General features: G+C 54.2%; 18 protein-coding genes and 1 tRNA gene. 16 read left to right on the top strand and 3 right to left on the bottom strand.

What is annotated here, in order from left to right; all coding sequences use genetic code 11:
• Positions 1–5 precede the first annotated feature (5 nt).
• On the bottom strand, positions 6–590 hold the full coding sequence (locus tag Q8902_11255) for a biotin--[acetyl-CoA-carboxylase] ligase (protein MDP4200133.1): 585 nt from the start codon (positions 588–590) through the stop codon (positions 6–8).
• Positions 591–657: 67 nt separating this feature from the next.
• On the opposite strand from Q8902_11255, the gene Q8902_11250 reads away from it, so the two are divergent.
• Positions 658–2,094, top strand: coding sequence for a hypothetical protein (locus tag Q8902_11250; protein MDP4200132.1), 1,437 nt, complete (start codon positions 658–660; stop codon positions 2,092–2,094).
• 20 nt (positions 2,095–2,114) lie between these two features.
• Here Q8902_11250 and prmC read toward each other — a convergent pair whose 3' ends face one another.
• On the bottom strand, positions 2,115–2,975 hold the full coding sequence (gene prmC / locus Q8902_11245; GenBank protein ID MDP4200131.1) for a peptide chain release factor N(5)-glutamine methyltransferase: 861 nt from the start codon (positions 2,973–2,975) through the stop codon (positions 2,115–2,117).
• A complete protein-coding gene (locus tag Q8902_11240) occupies positions 2,972–4,333 on the bottom strand; it encodes a hypothetical protein (protein MDP4200130.1) in 1,362 nt (453 codons plus the stop codon). The genes prmC and Q8902_11240 overlap by 4 nt, the downstream gene beginning before the upstream one ends.
• A gap of 412 nt (positions 4,334–4,745) precedes the next feature.
• On the opposite strand from Q8902_11240, the gene Q8902_11235 reads away from it, so the two are divergent.
• From Q8902_11235 to Q8902_11165, 15 genes are all read left to right on the top strand, one after another.
• On the top strand, positions 4,746–5,897 hold the full coding sequence (locus Q8902_11235; protein ID MDP4200129.1) for a hypothetical protein: 1,152 nt from the start codon (positions 4,746–4,748) through the stop codon (positions 5,895–5,897).
• A gap of 69 nt (positions 5,898–5,966) precedes the next feature.
• Complete coding sequence (locus Q8902_11230; protein MDP4200128.1) at positions 5,967–6,635, top strand: hypothetical protein; 669 nt, start codon at positions 5,967–5,969, stop codon at positions 6,633–6,635.
• Between the two features lie 14 nt (positions 6,636–6,649).
• The gene (locus tag Q8902_11225; protein MDP4200127.1) at positions 6,650–7,315 is read left to right on the top strand and encodes a hypothetical protein; all 666 of its coding nucleotides are present in this window, start codon (positions 6,650–6,652) and stop codon (positions 7,313–7,315) included.
• A gap of 246 nt (positions 7,316–7,561) precedes the next feature.
• Complete coding sequence (locus Q8902_11220; protein ID MDP4200126.1) at positions 7,562–8,131, top strand: RNA polymerase sigma factor; 570 nt, start codon at positions 7,562–7,564, stop codon at positions 8,129–8,131.
• Complete coding sequence (locus Q8902_11215; protein MDP4200125.1) at positions 8,128–9,162, top strand: hypothetical protein; 1,035 nt, start codon at positions 8,128–8,130, stop codon at positions 9,160–9,162. The genes Q8902_11220 and Q8902_11215 overlap by 4 nt, the downstream gene beginning before the upstream one ends.
• A 71-nt stretch (positions 9,163–9,233) precedes the next feature.
• The gene (locus Q8902_11210) at positions 9,234–10,634 is read left to right on the top strand and encodes a glycosyltransferase family 9 protein (protein ID MDP4200124.1); all 1,401 of its coding nucleotides are present in this window, start codon (positions 9,234–9,236) and stop codon (positions 10,632–10,634) included.
• A 28-nt stretch (positions 10,635–10,662) separates the two neighbouring features.
• Positions 10,663–11,301, top strand: coding sequence for a LysE family transporter (locus Q8902_11205; protein ID MDP4200123.1), 639 nt, complete (start codon positions 10,663–10,665; stop codon positions 11,299–11,301).
• 101 nt (positions 11,302–11,402) lie between these two features.
• A complete protein-coding gene (locus Q8902_11200; GenBank protein MDP4200122.1) occupies positions 11,403–11,876 on the top strand; it encodes a Rieske 2Fe-2S domain-containing protein in 474 nt (157 codons plus the stop codon).
• 16 nt (positions 11,877–11,892) lie between these two features.
• Complete coding sequence (locus Q8902_11195; GenBank protein ID MDP4200121.1) at positions 11,893–13,161, top strand: hypothetical protein; 1,269 nt, start codon at positions 11,893–11,895, stop codon at positions 13,159–13,161.
• Between the two features lie 8 nt (positions 13,162–13,169).
• A complete protein-coding gene (locus Q8902_11190) occupies positions 13,170–14,144 on the top strand; it encodes a hypothetical protein (GenBank protein MDP4200120.1) in 975 nt (324 codons plus the stop codon).
• A 143-nt stretch (positions 14,145–14,287) separates the two neighbouring features.
• Entirely contained in the window at positions 14,288–14,974 is a 687-nt protein-coding gene (locus Q8902_11185; GenBank protein ID MDP4200119.1) for a YceI family protein, read from the top strand.
• On the top strand, positions 14,975–15,229 hold the full coding sequence (locus Q8902_11180) for a hypothetical protein (GenBank protein ID MDP4200118.1): 255 nt from the start codon (positions 14,975–14,977) through the stop codon (positions 15,227–15,229).
• A 135-nt stretch (positions 15,230–15,364) separates the two neighbouring features.
• Positions 15,365–16,645 (top strand): aminotransferase class V-fold PLP-dependent enzyme, encoded by a 1,281-nt coding sequence (locus Q8902_11175; protein MDP4200117.1) that lies wholly within the window; start codon positions 15,365–15,367, stop codon positions 16,643–16,645.
• A gap of 114 nt (positions 16,646–16,759) precedes the next feature.
• Positions 16,760–16,832 (top strand) — tRNA-Phe (locus tag Q8902_11170).
• Between the two features lie 56 nt (positions 16,833–16,888).
• Positions 16,889–19,747, top strand: coding sequence for a DUF4062 domain-containing protein (locus Q8902_11165; GenBank protein MDP4200116.1), 2,859 nt, complete (start codon positions 16,889–16,891; stop codon positions 19,745–19,747).
• The last annotated feature ends 30 nt before the right edge of the window (positions 19,748–19,777 follow it).

Genomic DNA, 19,777 nt, shown 5'->3' with positions numbered 1-19,777 from the left:
CGTGCTTACGTAACGGAGAACGGAGAGAGGAGAGTTCTTTCTATGGCACGAAGAATTTCGTCGCGCACATTATTCACCGTTGTCGAGATCCGCGCTTGTTCAAGAGAGATGGCTGTTTCTGCGAGCGTGCCTTCAAAGCCCCACTGATGAACGTTCAGCCCGATCCCAATAAAGAGTGCGCGCAATGCATCGCCTTGCCAGACAGCCTCGGTCAGGATGCCGCATAGCTTCAGGCCATCGAGCAGGATGTCGTTCGGCTCTTTTATTGCCAGCCGTTCCGGTTCGATCGAAGTGCTGGCGAGTTCACGGACCGCCGCAATCGTGGCGTGCGCCGCCATCATTTGGAATGATTGTAAACTGTCTAGCGTCGCATGGCGAAGTACAGTGTCCGGCAAATGCTCAAGAAGAATTGTCATGAGCAATGATGCTCCCGACTGGTCGTGCCACTGACGGCCGGCAATGCGCCCGCGGCCACCAGTCTGGTGCCGGGCCTGGAACACATCGCCATGCTTCGCCTCGCCTGCAATCCATCGCTCTTTCGCAAGCGTGCTGGTGGAGAGGACTTCATCGAATTCTAAAATATTCCACATTTGTGAAATGTGAGAACAGGCTTCGGCGGTTACTCGTTACTTCGGACTCATTACTTGCGACGAAAGCTTGATCGTATATAAATTTGGCGGCGCGCTGGCGCGCTCAAAACGGGGACTTGAAGCGCTCGCGCAGATCGTGCGCGAGCGGTATGCCCGCGAAGTTGCCCGGGCTCGAAGAAGTAGCTCGAAGAAGAATGCCGAGCGGACGTCTGGTACGATCCGAGGTCTGGTCGTGGTCGTCAGTGCCATCGGCCATACGACGCGCCAACTCGCACATGCCGCTGAACTTGCCGAAGCAGGGAAGCTACCGGAAGCGGAAATTGCGCTCGACCGAACCATCGCGCAGCACGAACAACTGGCCGCCACACTGGGCCTCGATGGAGAAGACGATCTCTTCGAGGCGTTCGAAGAAATCGGCACAAGCGTTCGATCGCTTCTGGAGGGCATCGGAATCACACGCGAGCTTTCGCCACGTTCGCGCGATGCCGTAATTGCTCACGGAGAGCAGTTTGCAATGGCGCTCGTTCAGGCGTTGCTCATCGAGCGGGATATTCCGATGCATACCATCGATGCCCGCCGAGTCTTCATCACGAATGAATCCTTTGGACACGCCGTGCCGGACACGGTTGCCGTCGCAGATCGCGCCGAGAAGTTGATTGCTCCGCGCCTCCGGCGATCCGAAGTCGTATTGATGCAGGGATTTGTCGGGGCCACGCCAGATGGCGTAACGACAACGATGGGAAGCGAAAGTTCCGATCTCACGGCGACCTTGCTCGCGGCATCGCTCGGCGCCGAAGAAGTTGTAATCTGGAAAATGCTACCCGGCATTTACACTGCCGATCCTGAACTTGTACCACATGCGAGGCTCATTCGCTCGCTACGGTTCGATGAGGCGGAGGAAATTGGTCGCCGCGGCGCTCGCGTGCTGTTTCCATCGTTCGCGCATCCATTGATGCAATCCAAACCACCGACGGTCCTGAGGATTGCGACGCCATTCGGCAAGGGCGGTCATCAGGCGGCGCGACATACGATGCTCACGCGAGAGATCGCATCGCCCACTCGGACGCAACGCGCACTGGCCGTTGCGCTCGAAGAGAAACTTGTCATGATTCGGATTTCTCGTAAAGACCGAACTCCGAAGCCCGATCGCCGCAAACACGAACGAATGCAGGAAGCACTCGCCAGCGCGTTTGCCAGGTGGTCTACACCGGCGGAAACAATCGCGATCTTTTCACGCGATGATCGGCGCCGGATTGCGAGTGCAATCGATCGAGACGCATTCAGCGTGACAGAGCCCGCGTCGGTTGCGGCCATTGCTGTCGTAATCCGCAAAGGGAAGAGCGAACCCTTCGAGGGAAAATTCACGGCGCAAATTTCACGAAGCCTTCGTGCATGCCATCTTCATGCGATCATTCCAATCGAGCAAAGCCTCATCGCATTCGTGGATGATTCAGAAGGCCGGCCGGCGTTGCGAAAGCTGCATCACGAGCTGTTCGAAGTCTGAGCAGAGGTTATCGCTCGGACTCAACGTCGGCTCGCGACAAGAACTCGAGGGATACCTGCCAGATCGGGGACGATCCGCAAGACATACAGTCCGGCACTGCTCATAATGTCTGCAACACGCTCGCTCAGACCGAATCCAAGTTCCACGAGCAACCGGCCTGAAGGAGCGAGCAATGCTCCGGCCTGCTCGGCAAGTCGGCAATAGAAGGTAAGACCAGTACCCTCATCGGTCAGCGCTTCGCGAGGCTCGTGCTCGCGCAATTCCGGTTCGAGTGTCTCAAAATCCTCAAGGCTCACGTATGGAGGATTGCTCAGCAGCAGATGGATTGTTCCTTGCAGGGTGCCGAGCCATTCCGGCTGCATCATGTCGCTTTGGCGGAATTGCACGTTCGCAAGATCAAGTCGCGCTTGATTTTCTTCTGCAATCGCGATCGCTGTTGCGCTTACGTCCACACCATGCACTCTGGCGGCTGGTAGATGTTTTGCCATAGCCAGCGCGATCGCCCCAGAGCCAGTGCCGACATCGACAATCGTGATTCCTGCTGGCATGACAGCCGCTTCTTTGAGCGCCTCCTCGACCAGGATTTCCGTTTCGGGTCTCGGGATCAGTACGCCGGGTCGAACGATGATTGGTAGTCCAAAGAATTCCCACTCGCCGAGGATATACTGCAGCGGCTCGTGAAGCTCGCGCCGAACGATCAACTCGTTGAACGCATCGGCTTGCTCCTGCCGGACTTTTCCACGCCGTATGGCTCGCCACTCCGCGCGGCCTCGAACGCCACTGACGAACGCTGCCATATACTCGGCATTCGCTTGCGCATCGTCGATTCCGGCCGTCTTGAGTCTCATCGAGGCCTCAGCGACCAGTTCTTCCCAAGTCATTGTCGCGTCAGGCGATCGAAGAGACCTGCCAGCGTCCGCGTTGATTCGCGGCGTTCATAGCGGGAGATGACGTTCGGATCCATCGCAAATCCGGAGGCACCGCCAGCCCAATTGTCAAAGACTCGCTTAACGAGCCGCGCTTGCGAATCGATATCCGCTTGCGCGACAGCTTCGCCGGCTTGTGTCTCGCGCAGCAACTCACCAATGGCGCTGTGCGGCGGCGCAATTGCGATGATGGGCCGCATCGCGCCCAAATACTCATACACTTTGCCCGGCACGATGTGCGCGACGGTCGGGACTTCGTCAACGATGAGCAGCAGCGCATCGCTATCGAGCAACAGCTCCACCGCCTTCGCATGAGGCACGTATTCGATCTTCTCGACCATTGCGCGAATCATTGGCCGGTCCAGCATCTCGTGAATCTCCGAGCCGAACCGCCCGACGAAACGCAGATGCAATTTCTCCGGCTCGATCTCACGCCGCTCGATCAACTGCTCGATCGCTTTCAGAAAGCTTAGCGGATTCCGTGGACCATATAGCGAACCGGAATAGGTGATCGTACACTTCGCATTGTTCGGTCGCGCGGCGCGCTTCCGGATGTCCGGCTCCGGAAAATCCGCGCTATCGAAGCCGTTCGGGATGTGAATGAACTTCTCGCGTGGCAAATCCGGATATTTCGCCATCGCATCCTCCGCGATGCCTTGCCATGCAACTTCCACCAGATCCGCTTCGCCGAAGACCGAATGCTCCAGCGATCGATCGATCTTGCGCGGCAACAGCCAACGGTCCGGCGTGTTGTGGAATCCGGTCCACGGATCGCGAAACCCGGCAATCCATGGCGCTCTCGAGACTCGCCGCATCTTTCTCGCGATAAGCGCTGGAGTATAGGGCGGCGAGGATGAATAGATCATCTTCACCGGATACTCGCGCAGAATGCGCCGGCCTTCCTTCACCGCGCTCCAATACCACCCGATTCTTGCATCCGGGATGAACAGCGTGCCGCGGATAAACTCGGCGATGCGCTCCGTGCAAGAAAGCTTCGCGCCAGCCTCCTTAATCACATTCACATCCAGCGATTGCCCGGCTGGCTTGCTTGTGAAGCGGCGGTACAGCGCGTACGGCTCGAAGATCGGTGCGCGCCGGATGATGAGGTTCTCCGGCAGCTCCTTCACCAGCGATTCATCACGTGCTTGGTATTCCGGGTTCTCCGGAGCCAGCACGATCGGTGTCCAGCCGAACTCCGAAAGGTACTTGATAAACTTCGTGACCCGCTGCACCCCCGGCCCGCCGGCCGGTGGAAAATAGTAGGTGATGAACAAAACGTATTTCTTTTCGAGCATCGATGGATGATGGGTCATGCTAAGGATGTCCGGTCATGCGTGACACTACACGGTTTTGGCCGTTCGCGCTCCCGATGACAGGTAGATTTCAAGCATCGGTTCCTTCTGCATCAAATGTTAAGTCACTGGACTCTTCAGGCGGCGCTTCCGTCGGCTAAAGGAGAAGCAGGAACAAACGAATTCCGCGAGACCGAACGCCCAATGTTGGATTCATCTTTAGAGTTATTCAAAAAATCGGGAACGCGGTTCATGAAAAACAAACTCAAATGCTAAAATGAACCGAGGGAAGTATACTTTTCTTTTCAAGAAAATGGTGCCATTATTAAAAACAAACTCAAATACTAAAATGAATAGGTGGCATTGGGCAATGCGTGTTTCTCTTGGCAATTGACCAGGCCAGAATTCTTGTTATTGGCACGATTGTTTCATCGTGAACATTACTCTTTCGCTGCATGATCGTTGCGCTTCGGACAGGCAACCCAACCAAAACAACCCCGTGCTCGATGTTCGCGTGACCGGCCCCGAATTCTCGCTGGAGGAGAATCGGATGGCATTGCTACGAATCGCCGATGTGGCGGAGCAATTTGCCGCGCATAGCCGGGAAATCCTGCATCTGGTGCGTCAGCCGACCTCGCTCGGGCGCGATCATTTTGCGGTGCTTTGGTCGCGCGGCATCGGCTTGGTGGCGTTTTACGGCGAGTCGGGGTCAATTCGAGGCTCGCGTCGTGGCGCGTGGCTTTTGGAAAGTCCCGCGCATGTGCGCTCGAGCTTCGAAAATCCGTTCGAAACCCTGCAGAATGCGTCGAAAGAGCTCGAATCGCTCGCTGAGCGGCTGGGTCATGATGGTGCCTTGACGACCTCGCTTGTGGCGATTTTTAACGGCCCGGTCCGGGAAATCCGCGTAGAATCCGGTGAGAATGGCCAGCCATTCGCCTCGATGACTTTGGATTTTGCGCTTGCCCGGAACATCTCGCACCTCCCGAATTTGCTGCGAGCGATGGACCAAAAATCGCAGGCGCTGACGAATGGCGAGATGGAAATTCTGGCCGAAGCTTTCGAGCGCAACGCATTCGAGCATAGTGAGACGAATGCTCGCCACGATCGGGCAACGCAGGTGTCGGAGGTGGACCACATGTCGATCCGAGGTGCGATTTCCGGCTGGCAATCGCGGCGGTTGTGGGCGATTCCAAGTATTGTCCTGGCTGCGGCGATTGTGTACTATCTGGTGCGCTCCCTGGTGCATGCACCGTCCGTTCCGAAACCCGAGACTATACAGAAAGCGGCGCAAAGAAGCCAAGCGCCGGGTATGATCGTGATCGAACTTCCACGGGAAGTGCAGCTTTTCGTATCGCCGCGAATGTACCAAAGTCGTTTGGAACTTGACCGCGCGCTCGAGCATGGTGAAGGCGAGCGCTTCCTGCCTGCGACAGAGCAGATCGTGATCTTTGACAGCTTGACGCTGGCCAAGGGGGTCTATGGATATTTTAAGGTCGATAATGCGTGGCGAAAAGGCAAACTGTTGCAGACGTTCCAGCCTGCGGATACGATCCATATCGATAATTTCCTTGGACCCCTTCCATAATGGATGGATACCGAAATGGATGAATGATTAGAACAATTTCTCAACGCGTTCGTGAATAGAGTGAAGACAATGAATCACCAATTCCTACCACACACACTTTCATCATTCCTCATTCTGTTTTCAGTCGTGCTTGTTGCGTGCACGCTCGCGAGTTGCACCTATTATGTGCCTGCAAAGCTCTATGTGAACCGGGCCGGTGATTCACTGTTGGTCGCGCTCAATCCAGGGAGTTCCGCGCGATGGGATTCGCAGAAGGACAGCGTTGTACTCGAGTGCGGGAAATGCGATCCGGGTTACAATCGAATGGTAGAGCGATTCGATCAACATAACGATGCGGTGTACGAGGTGTCGCCGACTGAGGATCTTGTCCTCACGCTCTATTCCATGGGTAAAAAGGATTCCGTAATCGTGTTGCATGGCAGTGCGATCGCGCGAACCGACACGGCGCCAGCTCCGCTGAGTCGCTTCTATGCTCGACGAGCTCGACCAAGCACGACGACAACCGAAACAACCGCCGCACCACAAAAGAAAGTGGCGACGAAAAAGATTACGCAGCTTAAGGTGATTGCTCCAGAAGGAATTGCAATTTACAAGGATAAGACAAAGAAGGAAGTGCTGAAGATCTTGCCGCAAGGTACGATCTTGGGCCTTCTCTCGCGCGAAGGTGAAATCTATTCGGTGTCGGTCGATGGCGGAGAGGGATTTGTCGAAGCAGAAGCCGTACAGATCATTCAATAGATATCGTTCAATAGATGAGGAACGAAGATATCGGAGATCGAGAAATGGAGAGTGCAAAACGAGAGGCAAGAGATACTCGGCTTGGACCGGCGCGTTTGTCCTTCGTCGTTCTTTATCCACTATTCACTGTTTTTTTGATCGCATCCGGCTGTAGTTCGTCGGTTCCGAGAAATCCGGATACATACCACGTTGGTCAACATGGTTGGGAAGGAGATACGATTTACTTTCGAGTGTTTCGCACTTCCGAGCCGACGGCAATTCCATCGCTTCCAAAGATTATGCTGGAGTGCCAGTCATGCAATCTGGTGAAGAAACCCGAGCGGGTTATTTTCGATGAGTCCGGCATCGCGCATGTGTTCATCCCGGAAACGCGGGAGCTTATTAGCGCACGTCTGCACGTGAAAGGCCATGGCATTGACACGACGTTTATCCAGAAGCAGCGATCCCCAACAGAGGCGACAGAGCATTTTGCATTGCGTGATCCCTTGGTCGGTCGTGTGCTCGTCAATCAGCTTGCGCTGCTGTATCGTGACACCACGCAGGATTCGGTACTGACCGACGCGCAGGTTGGTGATGAACTAAACATCTACAGCGAACGAGGCAACTTCTTTGTCGTCCATCACCCGCGTTTCGCGGAGCCCTTATACCTGCTTAAAGAAGCTGCCATTCGATTGTATTGATTCTGACTAACCTCCGAGGAGGTATCGGTTGGGTATCCAATACTAACGGTGAATTTTCAGTAACAATCCGCGAAGGGCGGTGATGCGCCCTAACTTTTGGCTTTACACTACTGTTGGATTGCCTGAAAGACAGAAACAATTTTTCTCCGGCCGAAGTCTTTTTTCTAATTCCGGTCACTAATGTCATAGGGCGCATCACAAGCGATCCTTCGAAGAGTTCTCTTCAGTGAGTGCTCATCGGTCCGCATGGGTCCAGAGACAACGGTGGAAACGACACACGAAGATTTTTGGGAATTGGTCGATCGCGAACGCCACAGCCTCTGGCAGTTGGCGCGAGGGCTCGCGCGGTCGTATGATGAAGCGTGCGATCTCATGAGTGATACATGGGTCGCGGCCTATCGGAGTTTCCCGAACTTGCGCGATCCCTCCGCCTTTCATGCATTCGTAAGCACGATCGCAGTACGGTTGCATCGCCGCCGGAGATGGCGTGGGCGGCTCTTTGTGCCTCTTTCGGAAGCCGGTGAAGCACCTTACGAACTGACGAGTGAATCTGCTTACGATCTTGCAGTATTGATCGCTGCTCTAAACCGGCTTCCACTCCGTGAACGGGAGGCCCTTGTTCTTTTTGAGCTGTCCGGGTTATCTCTCAAAGAGATTCAGACAATTCAAGGGATCAGTCTTTCCGGTGTCAAATCGCGACTGGCGCGGGCGCGACGGAGCATCAAAACCATGCTGTCGGACACGCCAACAGAGCTATCGGAAGCGGTGCTGAGTACTGGGCTGCTTGATGCAACGCTTCGCTTTCAACAATCATGAGAGTATTCAAACGCATGCCGCAACGGAGCGAAGAGGGGTTCGATTACATCCAGCCGCTTCGTGCGCTGCATTCCCCGCTTGGCGTTGAGCGGATTCGCGAGTTTGTCCTCGATCGGGCAAGCACTGCTTCGTTCTGGTTCACGATTCGAGCAGCGTTCCGTGGCTTGTTTGCAGAGTGGGTGGCGCTTGGGACAATTGCCATATGTATGGTGAGTGCAGGGATCGCACCTTCGACGGGAAGTTATCCTGCATCCAACCCGACGGGTCGTGTTCCAACCGGCGTGGCTCATGCTTCGCGTGGAATCCCGATGGTACCTATGTCTTGCCCCGTTGGAGGTATCGCGCCCACTCGTAAACCGAGATTTGTCGCTGTGGCGAATCAACCAACCTTAATTGGTGAAGCTACGATTGCAGCGATGACTCTACCTGAAGAATCTGATTCGATCATCGCAGCTCCTCCGTCGGAGCCGGCTTGTACCAAGTCGCCCACATGCGCGGCGCTGAGTTCAAAAATAAATTATCGTGAAATGCCATCGACTTCGTTGTTCGCCCGATTCGATGGTGGATTCCTGTTCAAAGAATTTCATATGACAACCGAAGGCGCTGAACTCGGGATGATCGACGGTTGGAAGATGTTCGCGATTGAAGCCCGTTTAGGTACTGGTCATCGTGACAATCGGGATTCTGCACTCCATCATCTTGCAGATGGCTCCGTCCGGTTGTCGGAAACCGAATTGCAGTTTGGTATTCAGGCTGGGGCGACGACCCAATTGGGGAATTTTGTTTTAAGCGCCATGCTGGGACCCAGCTATTGGGTCACGACATCGATCATACTCGATCCAACAGCGCACACGCAAAGCACAATACAATCGCGGCGAGCTGGTCTTTCTGCCGAAGCGTCGATTGCATATTCACTCACTACGTCACTGCAAGCAGGCGTTGCCAGTCTGACGAGCTATCGCCGGCCGATCGACGATCGCTCTTCACCTTTCAATGCAGGCCTATCCGCATTTATTAGTTTCTCTCCGTAGACAGAAACAGCAGACGAGGACTCACCACACTCACTTTTTTCACGGAGTCCGCGCCAAGGGAACATACGATTATGACGAATACTGGATTCTCGAAGTTAGGTCTTCGATTATTGGACCGGATGACGGACCGCGCTCCGTTTTGGGTGCCGAGACTCTTTCAGCGGATGTTACTTGGCATTCTTGGCCGTCCCGTGGTCTATCAATGGTATTTGAGGCGATATCGGAAACAATGGCAGTCCGTTCGCTCGCCCTCGAAGATTCTACTCATTGTGGATATCAACATCGGCGATGCCGTTCTCGGGGCGCAATGCTTGCCGTTGCTGCAAGCCGAGTTTCCTGAGGCCGAGGTGCATCTGGCATGCAATCAATCTGGCGGTGAGCTTCTCGAGCGTATGCCAGGTATTTTCGTTCACAACATGTTCCGCGGCATGCGAGGGATGCCATCAAACGAGGACCTTGCGCGGCTTCGCGCGCTGCTGCACTGCGAGCGTTTTTCGGTTGTATTGAACATGTGCCCGTTCATCTCGAAGCGAACGCTCGCAACCCACACGCATCACCAAGTGCTGCAACTCTATGTGCCGTTCGCGGCATACGTCTTTCGAGCGTGGAAGACGAACGAAGAGCGCCACGTCTCGTTGCTCGCCCGCACATTTTTGCATGAGTTTCTCGAGAATCATGGTGCGGCTCGAATGGAGCACGATGAAGATCGGATCGGGGAATTTGAACAACATCTCAATACGAACGCGGTCTATCTTGGGATCGATGCCATCGAAGACGCCCGGCAATTTCTTAGGACTCATAACCTACGCGTCGGAAGCGGAATGATCTTTTACCATGTGGATGCAACCTCTCGGTTTGGGCTGGTCCCATTCAAGGTCCTGGTCCGCTTGCTTCGGCATGCGCTCGATAATGATGAGATCTCTTCGGTCCTGCTTGGACAGCCATTTACTTTCGCAAATCTCCACGAGCAACTAATTCGAGCCATCCCGCCCGAACTCAAAAAAAAGTTGGTAGTTATTCCGCACGTTCCGCTTGGGGTCTATACCGCGCTCATGGATGCGTGTGATATGTTCGTGGCCGGCGATACCGGTCCTTTACATATTGCGGCTTGTCGTAAGGTTTCGGCCGATGGCTATCCGGTGCTGCGGAATCAGACCGCGGTGCTGGCTATCTATGGTGCGACAGATTCCCGCATGTACGGCTACGATTCCACACTGCCATATCATGTACCCGCGAATCAGGATGTGCCGTCACGATCCGTTGCGGCGCCGACCCCCTGCCGGAATATTACCTGCATCAATAAGTACGGAAAATTCTGTCAGGAAGTCCGATGCTTCGATGAGCTTCCTGTGTCCTCGATCGAGGCGCACATTGACAGCCATTTCCACCGCGTTGCAATGAATCGGCCCTTCCAAATCACTATTCCGGCAGCGGACCGCTCTGCCATTTCAGAACGTGCCTTCGCTCATTAATACGATATTACTGTTTGGATGCGTCTACGTGTTAGGATTTCTTGCAGCGATTCCGGTCGGTGCCTCGCAATTCGAGACGGCTCGACGTGCCCTGGCCGGATACCTCGGTTCCGCGTTTGCCGTTGTTGCAGGTTCGGTATCGTCGGATCTCGTTTATGGATCGGCCGCGATGTTCGGGTTGGCATTGTTCATGCAGCGGCCCGAAGTCGAAGCTGTATTCTGGTTGGTCAATGCGATTCTCACGATGATCTTGGGAATAGCCGCCATCCGAGAAAGCCGGGAGGAGGAGGAGATGCCGCGATCGACGGCCACAGCCAAGCCGGGGGACACCCCAAGCCGATTGCGGAATCCAGCGATCGGCTACGTGACGGGATTCTCGCTGGCCTTCACCAACCCGATGATGATCGCGTGGTGGCTGTTGGCAGCTCGGTTCGTAAAGGATCTGGGGATTACGGGCGAGCTTACTCTCCAGACGCGGGTACTCTTCCTGGTTGCCGGAGGTCTCGGAATTGGCTCCTACTTGTCGCTGCTGGCAATCACCACCTACCGAGCAAAGAAGTCAATCACGAGGGAGCGTACGAAGAAGGTCACGATCGGCTTTGGAGTCGCGATGATCGTATTGGCAATATATTTTACCGTGAGAGCGATCATGGTGATCGAAGGATGAGAATCGGGGTGAATTGCGGGCTTATTCAATCCCCGCATGAATTTTGTCTAACGTTAATCATGTTGGCGTGACGCAACATAGAATTTGGTGTCTATAAGCAAATGAAATTAACTCGAAGAGGTTTTCTTGCCGGAGCAGGCAAACTAACGGGGGGCGTGGCGATGGGCCTGGCGGTTCTGCCTGTTATTGAGGCATGTCTTCCCACGTCTGCGCCGATTATCCCGATTGCGGCTTCAAATCCGGTTGGACCAGATGGCAAGGTTGCCGTTGACGTATCGGATATCACTCCGTCGCATCCCTACAAAGTGGCTTCCGGAATTACAGGGCCGGATGGGATGGGGGTCCTCATCACCTTGACCAACGGCACCACTTGGCATGCCTTCTCGCAACGATGCACGCACGCGAGCTGTCCGGTTGATTCTCAACTGGCCGGAACCGACATCCACTGCTCTTGCCATAATTCGTACTTCACCCTCGAAGGGTCCGTGGTTTCCGGCCCCGCGCCATCGCCGCTCGTCGCATACGATACGACATACGACGCGGCAGCGAAGGTGCTCCAAGTGAAGCTGGTCTAACCATTTTGAACCTCAAATGACCCACATCTTTCACCGAACGATCACCTCATTAAACCAGGTGGTGCACCAAATGCCGCGCATCAGATTCGGCATCATCTGCCAACTATCACTAACCGCATTAGTGCTTGTGCCATGTTCATCCGAAGCGATCCCGCGGTTTTCGCTGCTGACCGGCACGCGGTGCTCCGTCTGCCATTTCAATCCGCAGGGAAGCGGACTCCGTACCCAACTCGGATGGGAAATGATGAACGAAACCGGACTCGTAAAATGGCACGGGCCAGATACGTCCGGCATCCCGGCAACGAATACGATCTTTGGCGGCAAGTTCATTCCTGGTGCCGACATGAGATTTCAACTCGTGCGTGAGTCCAAGACCCATCAGGAATTGCTGATTCCCATGCAGCTTACCGGCTCGCTTGGATACATCGCAACTCCGGAACTCTCGGCATACACGAATATCAATTTCGCAAGCCTTTATGTCCGCAGTCTGACGAGTACGAAAGGGGTCTTCGGAACATCGGCGGGGTTATATCCTGGCGAGACCGATTACGACGCTGCCATTCAATACCAGCCGTCGATTTCGCTGCCCTCGATCCGGGTTGGTATGATCGAACCTTCGATCAGTATCCGGCAGGATGACCACACCGAGTTCGTGCATGAGGAAGCTGCGATTCAGGGGACCGTGCTTATCCCTCCGTATTACAATGAAATGGGAGCCGAGTTGACATACGAAGGCATTCGTTGGCTCACCGTCAACGCAGGGATTTTCAATTCGTACAATTTGGCGCAAGTCGATCCGACGATCGGCGTCGTCAAATCGAACTTTGATTTTTCGCGTCCCAGTATCTCCGGCCGCGTGATGCTCTGGCCGCAATTGCTCGATCAGGGCCTCAATGGTGAGGTCGGCGCATCGATCCTGGCCAACGGTTCCTTCAAGATGTACAATGTCTTTACAGGAGTCGGCCTTGCCGATAAAGCTACGATTTACGTGGAAGGCATGTATTCGAAAAACGCGGATGAACGGATTACAAGAAACTTCTCCGTACTCGGGAATCTGGAGTTAATGTCATGGCTCGATATCGAGTGGCGATATGACTATGGTCAGACGGAGCATTATCCCGGCGTCGATCTCGGATTCTCGCAGGCGTTCCTGTTCGGATTCGAGTTTTTCCCGGCTCCCTATATCGAACTCCGCCCGGAGTATCGCGTGACACAAAAGAATCCGCTCACGGGCACCGGCACGTTCACGGGACAATGGACCGGCCAGATCCACTTATTCTACTAATATTTCTCATGTCAAAGAACATTACGAATTACAAATTACGAATTGCGAATAGGAGGAATGATGATACCATTCGTCATTCGTCCTTCTTCATTCGTCATTTGTTGCTTGTCTTCCTCGTGATGGCGATGGGCGGTGGATGTATGTACACCATTTCGGGCAATCCTGACGTGAGCCTACTAACGGTCACGATGTCTCCGAGTCGTGCGACCGTGCCGATCAACGGCATACTCGATTTAACGGCGGACATCCGCGGCGTGTCGCACTCGGCCGCGATTACGTGGACCATCATCAAAAGTCCGGGCGGAGATTCTGTTGTCGGCACTGGATTATCCGCTCAATACCATGCCGCGAACTTCATTTCGCTCGCCGATACGATTATCGTGGTTCGAGCAAGTTCTGTCGAAGATCCGACCCGGTACGCCGAGTGCACCATCGTCATGACGACGTCACCGGATGCCCCGTTTACGATTTCGCCGATCGCCGTGACGATGCTGACGAACCGAATGCAGCAGTTCGAGATCGACACGATTCAGAGTGGGTCCATCCCGGCACTGACTTGGAGCATTGTCAGCGGACCCGGGACGATCACGAATTCGGGGCTCTACACCGCACCAGCATCCATTGAGCGCGATAGCTCGATCACCCTCATTCAGGCTGCATCCGCTACCGATACCTCGCTTGCGACGATCACGTTATTGAAAAGCACGGATTCGCTACGCTGTTTCTCGCGTGACATTCAGCCGATCATGCAGAGTTGCACCGGAAGTGGTTGCCATGATGGATCATCGCGCCCTCTTCTGGATTATCGACGGACTCTCAGTGATGTTAAGCCCGGCAATGCCCGAGCAAGTCGGTTATATCAACGGATCGTGGACTTCAATATGAATTCGAGAATGCCACCACCGCCGGCGCCGGCGCTGACACCAAATCAGGTTCTGATGATTGGACAATGGATCGATCAGGGGGCGATGGAGTGTCAATGAGATGATGTTCATAATGGCCTGTTCTTTCGTGATATTAGCCGCAGCATGGAGTTATTAGTACGTGAAGATTTAATGTCTAAACAAAGATTCACCCAGCCGTTGTAACTTCGAGGGTACTTCTGGCGTCTTTAGGAGGAGACAATATGACAACCAAACTTATGGGATACACAATGGTCAAAACACATTTCGTTCTCGCGTTTACGATCGCGATATTGCTGCTGGCTGGAAGCACGTTCGCACAAGGGCTTGCAGTTGCGAGCAATGGCTCCGAGACGGTTACGTTCAACGATAAAGTCGGCCATAACCAGTTTATCTGGATCAGCGACGCCCCGCTCGAGAGCATTAAGGGCTCCAGCGAAGGTGTGAGTGGAACGCTCACCCTCGATCCCCGGGATCTTTCCACATTGCGTGGTTCGGTCCAGACAAAATCTGCGACCATGAAGACCGGCAATGCGACCCGCGACAACCACCTGCAAAGTGCCGAATGGATTGACGCGCGGCGCTTCCCGGCGATTGGCTTTACTATTACGAGCATGAAAGACGTCAAGACCAGTGGCAATATTGCTACCGGTAATGCAATCGGGACATTCTCGCTGCATGGTGTGACCAAGACAGTGACAATTCCATTCAAGATGACCTACGTGCCAGAAAGCGACAAGACGCGGCAGCGGGCTCCAGGCGATCTCGTCATGATTACCGCAGACTTTACGATTTCGCTCAAAGACTTTAACATCGCCGGGACTGAAGGCAATATTGGCAGCAAGGTCGGCGAAACCATCAAGATTTCCGCGCAGCTTTTCGGCAATGCGGAGAAAAAAAGCACGACATAAGTGAAAAAGAATATCGCGTTCGTTCTGTTCATCGCCGCCGCTGGACTTCTGATTTGGTGGATGGCAAGTGGACATCAGATGTGGACCACGACTCAGCACATGATCGAAGTGAAAGATGAACTCTTCGGTACCGTGACGCAGACCTGGGAAAAGCAATTCACTCCTGGCCTCGAGTTGATCGGTCCGGCCATCGTGGTACTCGGAGGAGTTGGGTGGTTCTTGCTTCGGACGAAGAAGCAGCGAACGACGCATTGAAGGAATACCTGAATCGAAAGGACTCTGTCACCAGAGTCCTTTCGTCGTTTAGTCCATCGAGGTTCAGAATGTTTTGTCCCTGAATCGCATTTAGTAGCCTCATGAGTGAGCGATCGTTCACCGCCACGTGCTACCATGGACCGAAGAACATTCTTGAAAATGACTGCAACGTCTGCTGCGCTGAACGTTGCTTTCCGTGATATTTCACTGGCCGTCACCAACGGACGCTTGAAACAGATCCCAATTGCCGAAGATGAGCAGTACTGGTCGCTTATTCGCGATGAGTTTCCCATTTCGCGCGAAGTCCTCTATTTCAACAATGGCACGATGGGCCCCAGCCCGCTCGTGGTCACCGACCGAGTAACGAAACGCATCGAGCATGTCGATGCCACGGGTGACTACGGTGGGGATTACGAAGGAATTCGCAAAGCTATCGCCCGGGTCATCAATGCAAAGAGCGGTGATGATATTGCCTTCACGCATAACGTCAGCGAAGCAGTCTCCATTGTGTCAAGTGGTATTGACTTAAAGGCCGGCGATGAAGTTCTGCTGACGAATCAGGAACATGCCGGCAATGCGATTCCCTGGCTTGCACGGAAGAATCGCGACGGCATTGTCATCAAATTCATCCCACTCACGAACGAAAAGTGGGAGCCATACAGCGACGATGAATTCTTGCAGCGGATCAAAGACGCGATCACGCCGCGCACGCGCGCCATTTCAATGCCGCACCTGACCTGCACGACTGGCCATTTGCTGCCGATCAAGCGCATTTCGCAACTTGCTCGCGAGCATGGCATCTGGATGATCGCCGATGGCGCTCATCCGCCGGGAATGCTTCAGACGGACGTGCAGGACTTAGGAGTCCATGCGTATGCCTCATGCGGTCACAAATGGCTCTGCGGACCCAAAGGAATCGGATTCCTATACATCGCCTCCGACTTCCGGGAGCATGTGATTCCGACATGGAGTGGCGGAGAAGCGGATAAGTATTGGGGTTATGATGCCCGTTTGGAGTTCCTGCCAACCGCTTCGCGCTACGATTTCGCAACGCAAAACTTTGCGCTCTTCGATGGATTGCACTGTGCGATCGAGTTTCAGGAGAAGATTGGATTTGATAAGATCGAGCAACGTGTGATCCATCTGACGACCATGCTTCGCAATGGCTTGAAGGATTTGGCGCCGGGACATTTCCATTTCTTAACCCCGCCGAGTTCGATGACCGGTATTACGACGATCAAGCTGGAGAACATGGACTATAAGGATTTCTACGAAAAGATGTGGGCGAAGCGCAAAGTCCGCACCCGTATCGTGCCGGAGGGAGGCCTGGAAGCCAGCCGGTTCAGCGTCCACATTTACACATCGGAAGCCGATGTTGCCGCGTTTTTGGATACGGCAAAGTCCACGCTTTCATAATATGTGTGAAGGATGAACGCAGGGGGAAACTTGCTTGCTCCCAATGGCTGTTACGGCACCGCTTCGTTTTTGACCTTCATCGGTCATCCCTTAGCCTTCATCCATATTTGAAGCGGTCAGGTAGCTCAGTCGGTAGAGCAAAGGACTGAAAATCCTTGTGTCGGCGGTTCGATTCCGCCCCTGACCACAATCGCGTATCGCGGTTCCGCGTAAGCGAAGCGCCGCGTCGTCTCTGTCTCCCCCATGGCTGCCTCACAGCATTCCAACGAACTCCGCCTTTTCGTCTCATCGACGTTTCGGGATCTCCAGCCCGAGCGCGAGCAATTGGTCAAGAAAGTCTTTCCCCGCATCCGAAAGGAATGCCGTGCCCGGGGTGTGGAATTCATTGAGATCGATCTCCGATGGGGTATCACCGAGGAAGAATCCCGGACTGGCAAAACAATCCGGATTTGCTTAGAAGAGATCGACCGGTGCCGCCCGTACTTCATTGGGATTATCGGCTCGCGCTATGGATGGGTACCGGGCATCACGGAAATAGAAAAGGACCCGGAGATGCTCGAGCATTATCCGTGGCTCCGCGAGTTTGCCGAGCAAGAAAAGAGCATCATCGAGATGGAGTTCGCACACGGGGCGGTGTTGCGCAAAAATGATAGCGCCTTCTTTTACGAACAACAACAGAACCCCCTCCTTTTCAAAGAGCGTAAGCAAGCTTCAGAACTTGATGCACTCAAGCACACCATCCAATCCTCGGGCGCTTCGTATCGCCAATTTGCATCGCCTGAAGAACTCGGCGAGCAAGTCCTCAATGATCTCCTCGCGCTACTCGACCGCGACTTCCCTGTTCGCCAAAACCTGACGCCGCTCGAACACGAACGCATCGAACACGAAGCGTATGCGAGAAACCGGAGGCAGTCTTACGTTGCAAATCCAGAGTATTACGATGCCTTCGTAAAGCATCTCGCCTCCGATGGCCCACCTCTGATTTTTTGGGGCAAATCGGGTTTGGGAAAGAGCGCGCTTATGGCCTATCTCGCGCATGAGTATCAGTCGCAGAATCCAAACGCGTTCGTCATTCAGCATTTTATCGGTGCCGCCGAAGGAAGCGATCCCGAAGACGTGATGCGCCAGGTGATGGGCGAGATCAAAGAGCGCTACAATCTTTCAGAAGAGATTCCGAGCGGTGATAACACGCTCCGAGAGGAATTCCCGGTATGGCTTGCGAAGGTGGGTCAGAATCCCCGCCTTGAAAAGGCGGGGGAGCCTGAAAAGCTCATCATTCTCATCGACGCACTTAACCAACTCACCGGCATCGCTCCGGAGATGCACTGGCTACCGGATTTCATCCCGGCGAATGTTCGGCTTGTGCTATCGACGACGGAAGGGGTGCCGCTCGATCAGCTTCGCAAGCGCCAGTGGCAAGAGCTCGAACTGCAGCCGCTGACCGAATCAGATCGCAAGCGGATTGCAGAGGAATTTCTCGATCGCTACAGCAAAACGCTTGACGCCGCTGATCTCCATCTGCTGGCGGCAGACCCGAAATCATCGAGCCCGCTCTTTTTGCGGACTGTGCTCGACGAACTCCGGATCTTCGGCGGACACTCGGCGCTGCACGATCATCTCGAAGATTATCTCGCGAGCAAGGATGAGCGCGAGCTGTTCCAGAAGGTCCTTGCTCGGATGGAACACGATCATGGGGCTGAGACTGTGGGGAGCATCCTGACAGCGATATGGGCTTCACGGCATGGGCTGTCGGAGTCCGAGTTGATGGAGATCACCGGGATGTCCCGCATGGCGCTCTCACAGCTTATGATTGCGATGGAATACCACCTCATGCAGCGGGAGGGGTATCACACGTTCTTCCATAATTATCTGCGCGAGGCGATCGAGCTTCGATATCTGCCGAATGACGCGGCGCGCAAGGCCGCACACACCAAACTTGCCGGATACTTTTCGAAACGCGAATACAGTCCGCGCCGACGGGATGAAGAGCCGTGGCAATGGCGAGAAGCCGGAGATTTGGACGCACTCTTTCGCTGCTTCGCCGATCCCGATCTGTTCACGCTGTTCGAGAGCGAGGATCAGCGGTATCACTTTATTGCATACCTGCAAAGCTTCGAGCGGGATCGAATTTTCATGCTAGCTGCCAAGCTCCATTCGGCGATGCAAAGCGATGACACCTTCGAACGCCGTATCTCGCTTGCGCGCGTCGCCCGCATCGGGGGGTTCTACGATGCCGCTTCTGAAATTCTTGCGGCGGTTACTACACTCGCAGACCAGGCATTGCTCGACTATAAGACTTCGCTCGATTTGAAACGCGAGCTGGCGCAACTGTTTTGCGAGAAGCATGAGTACCGGCAGGCGCTTCCTTTGTCTGAGGAAGTCGTCTCAATAATTGAAGCGAAAGATGGCCTATGTGCAGAACTGTTCGATGCCATGATTGATCTTTCGACGGTGATGAATGGGATAGCCGACTATGAGGGGGCAGAACGGGTTATTCGAGGCGCGCTTACATTTGGCATCGTGGCCCCGAAAGCAAGACGCCTGGATGCGATGCAAAATCTGGCTGTCTTCATTCTCGCACAGGACCGTCGCGAGGAGGCGATCGCTCTGCACGAGTTGACGTTGAGCGATTCCATTAAATCGCAAGGGAAATTGCACCCGGCATCTCTTGCTTATTCGATGAATCTCAGTGCGGCATTGATCTTTGACAAAAGGTATGCGGATGCGCTAATCATCTTGAAAGACATTCTGCCCTCGATTAGAAATTCTCTTGGCGAAAAGCATAATTGGTATTTCGGATGTCTTGAATCTCTTAGCAAAATATTTCTCGAAACCGGCGACTATGACCAAGCCGAACGCACAATTATGGAGCTTGTCACCAAATCGAGTCAGGCTCAAGGGCTTGAAAGTGAAAGGACAATCCTATATCAACTTGGCCTCGGTCGTGTGTATTTTGCGAAAGGGGATCTCCCAAGGGCATTCGCAGCTTACCAGACGTACCTCCCTGCCCTCATTCTGCTGCTTGGGAGTGAGCATCCGATTGTGATCCGCAGCATTAAGACGCAAAGGGATATTGCCGCCGCCATAGAGCAGTTGGAGTAACGGTTGCCGCCCGATTCATGGTTCACACGG

The organism is Bacteroidota bacterium (assembly GCA_030706745.1).
Classification (GTDB): Bacteria; Bacteroidota; Ignavibacteria; order Palsa-1295; family Palsa-1295; genus PALSA-1295.
This window is presented reverse-complemented; position numbering and strand designations above follow the sequence as displayed.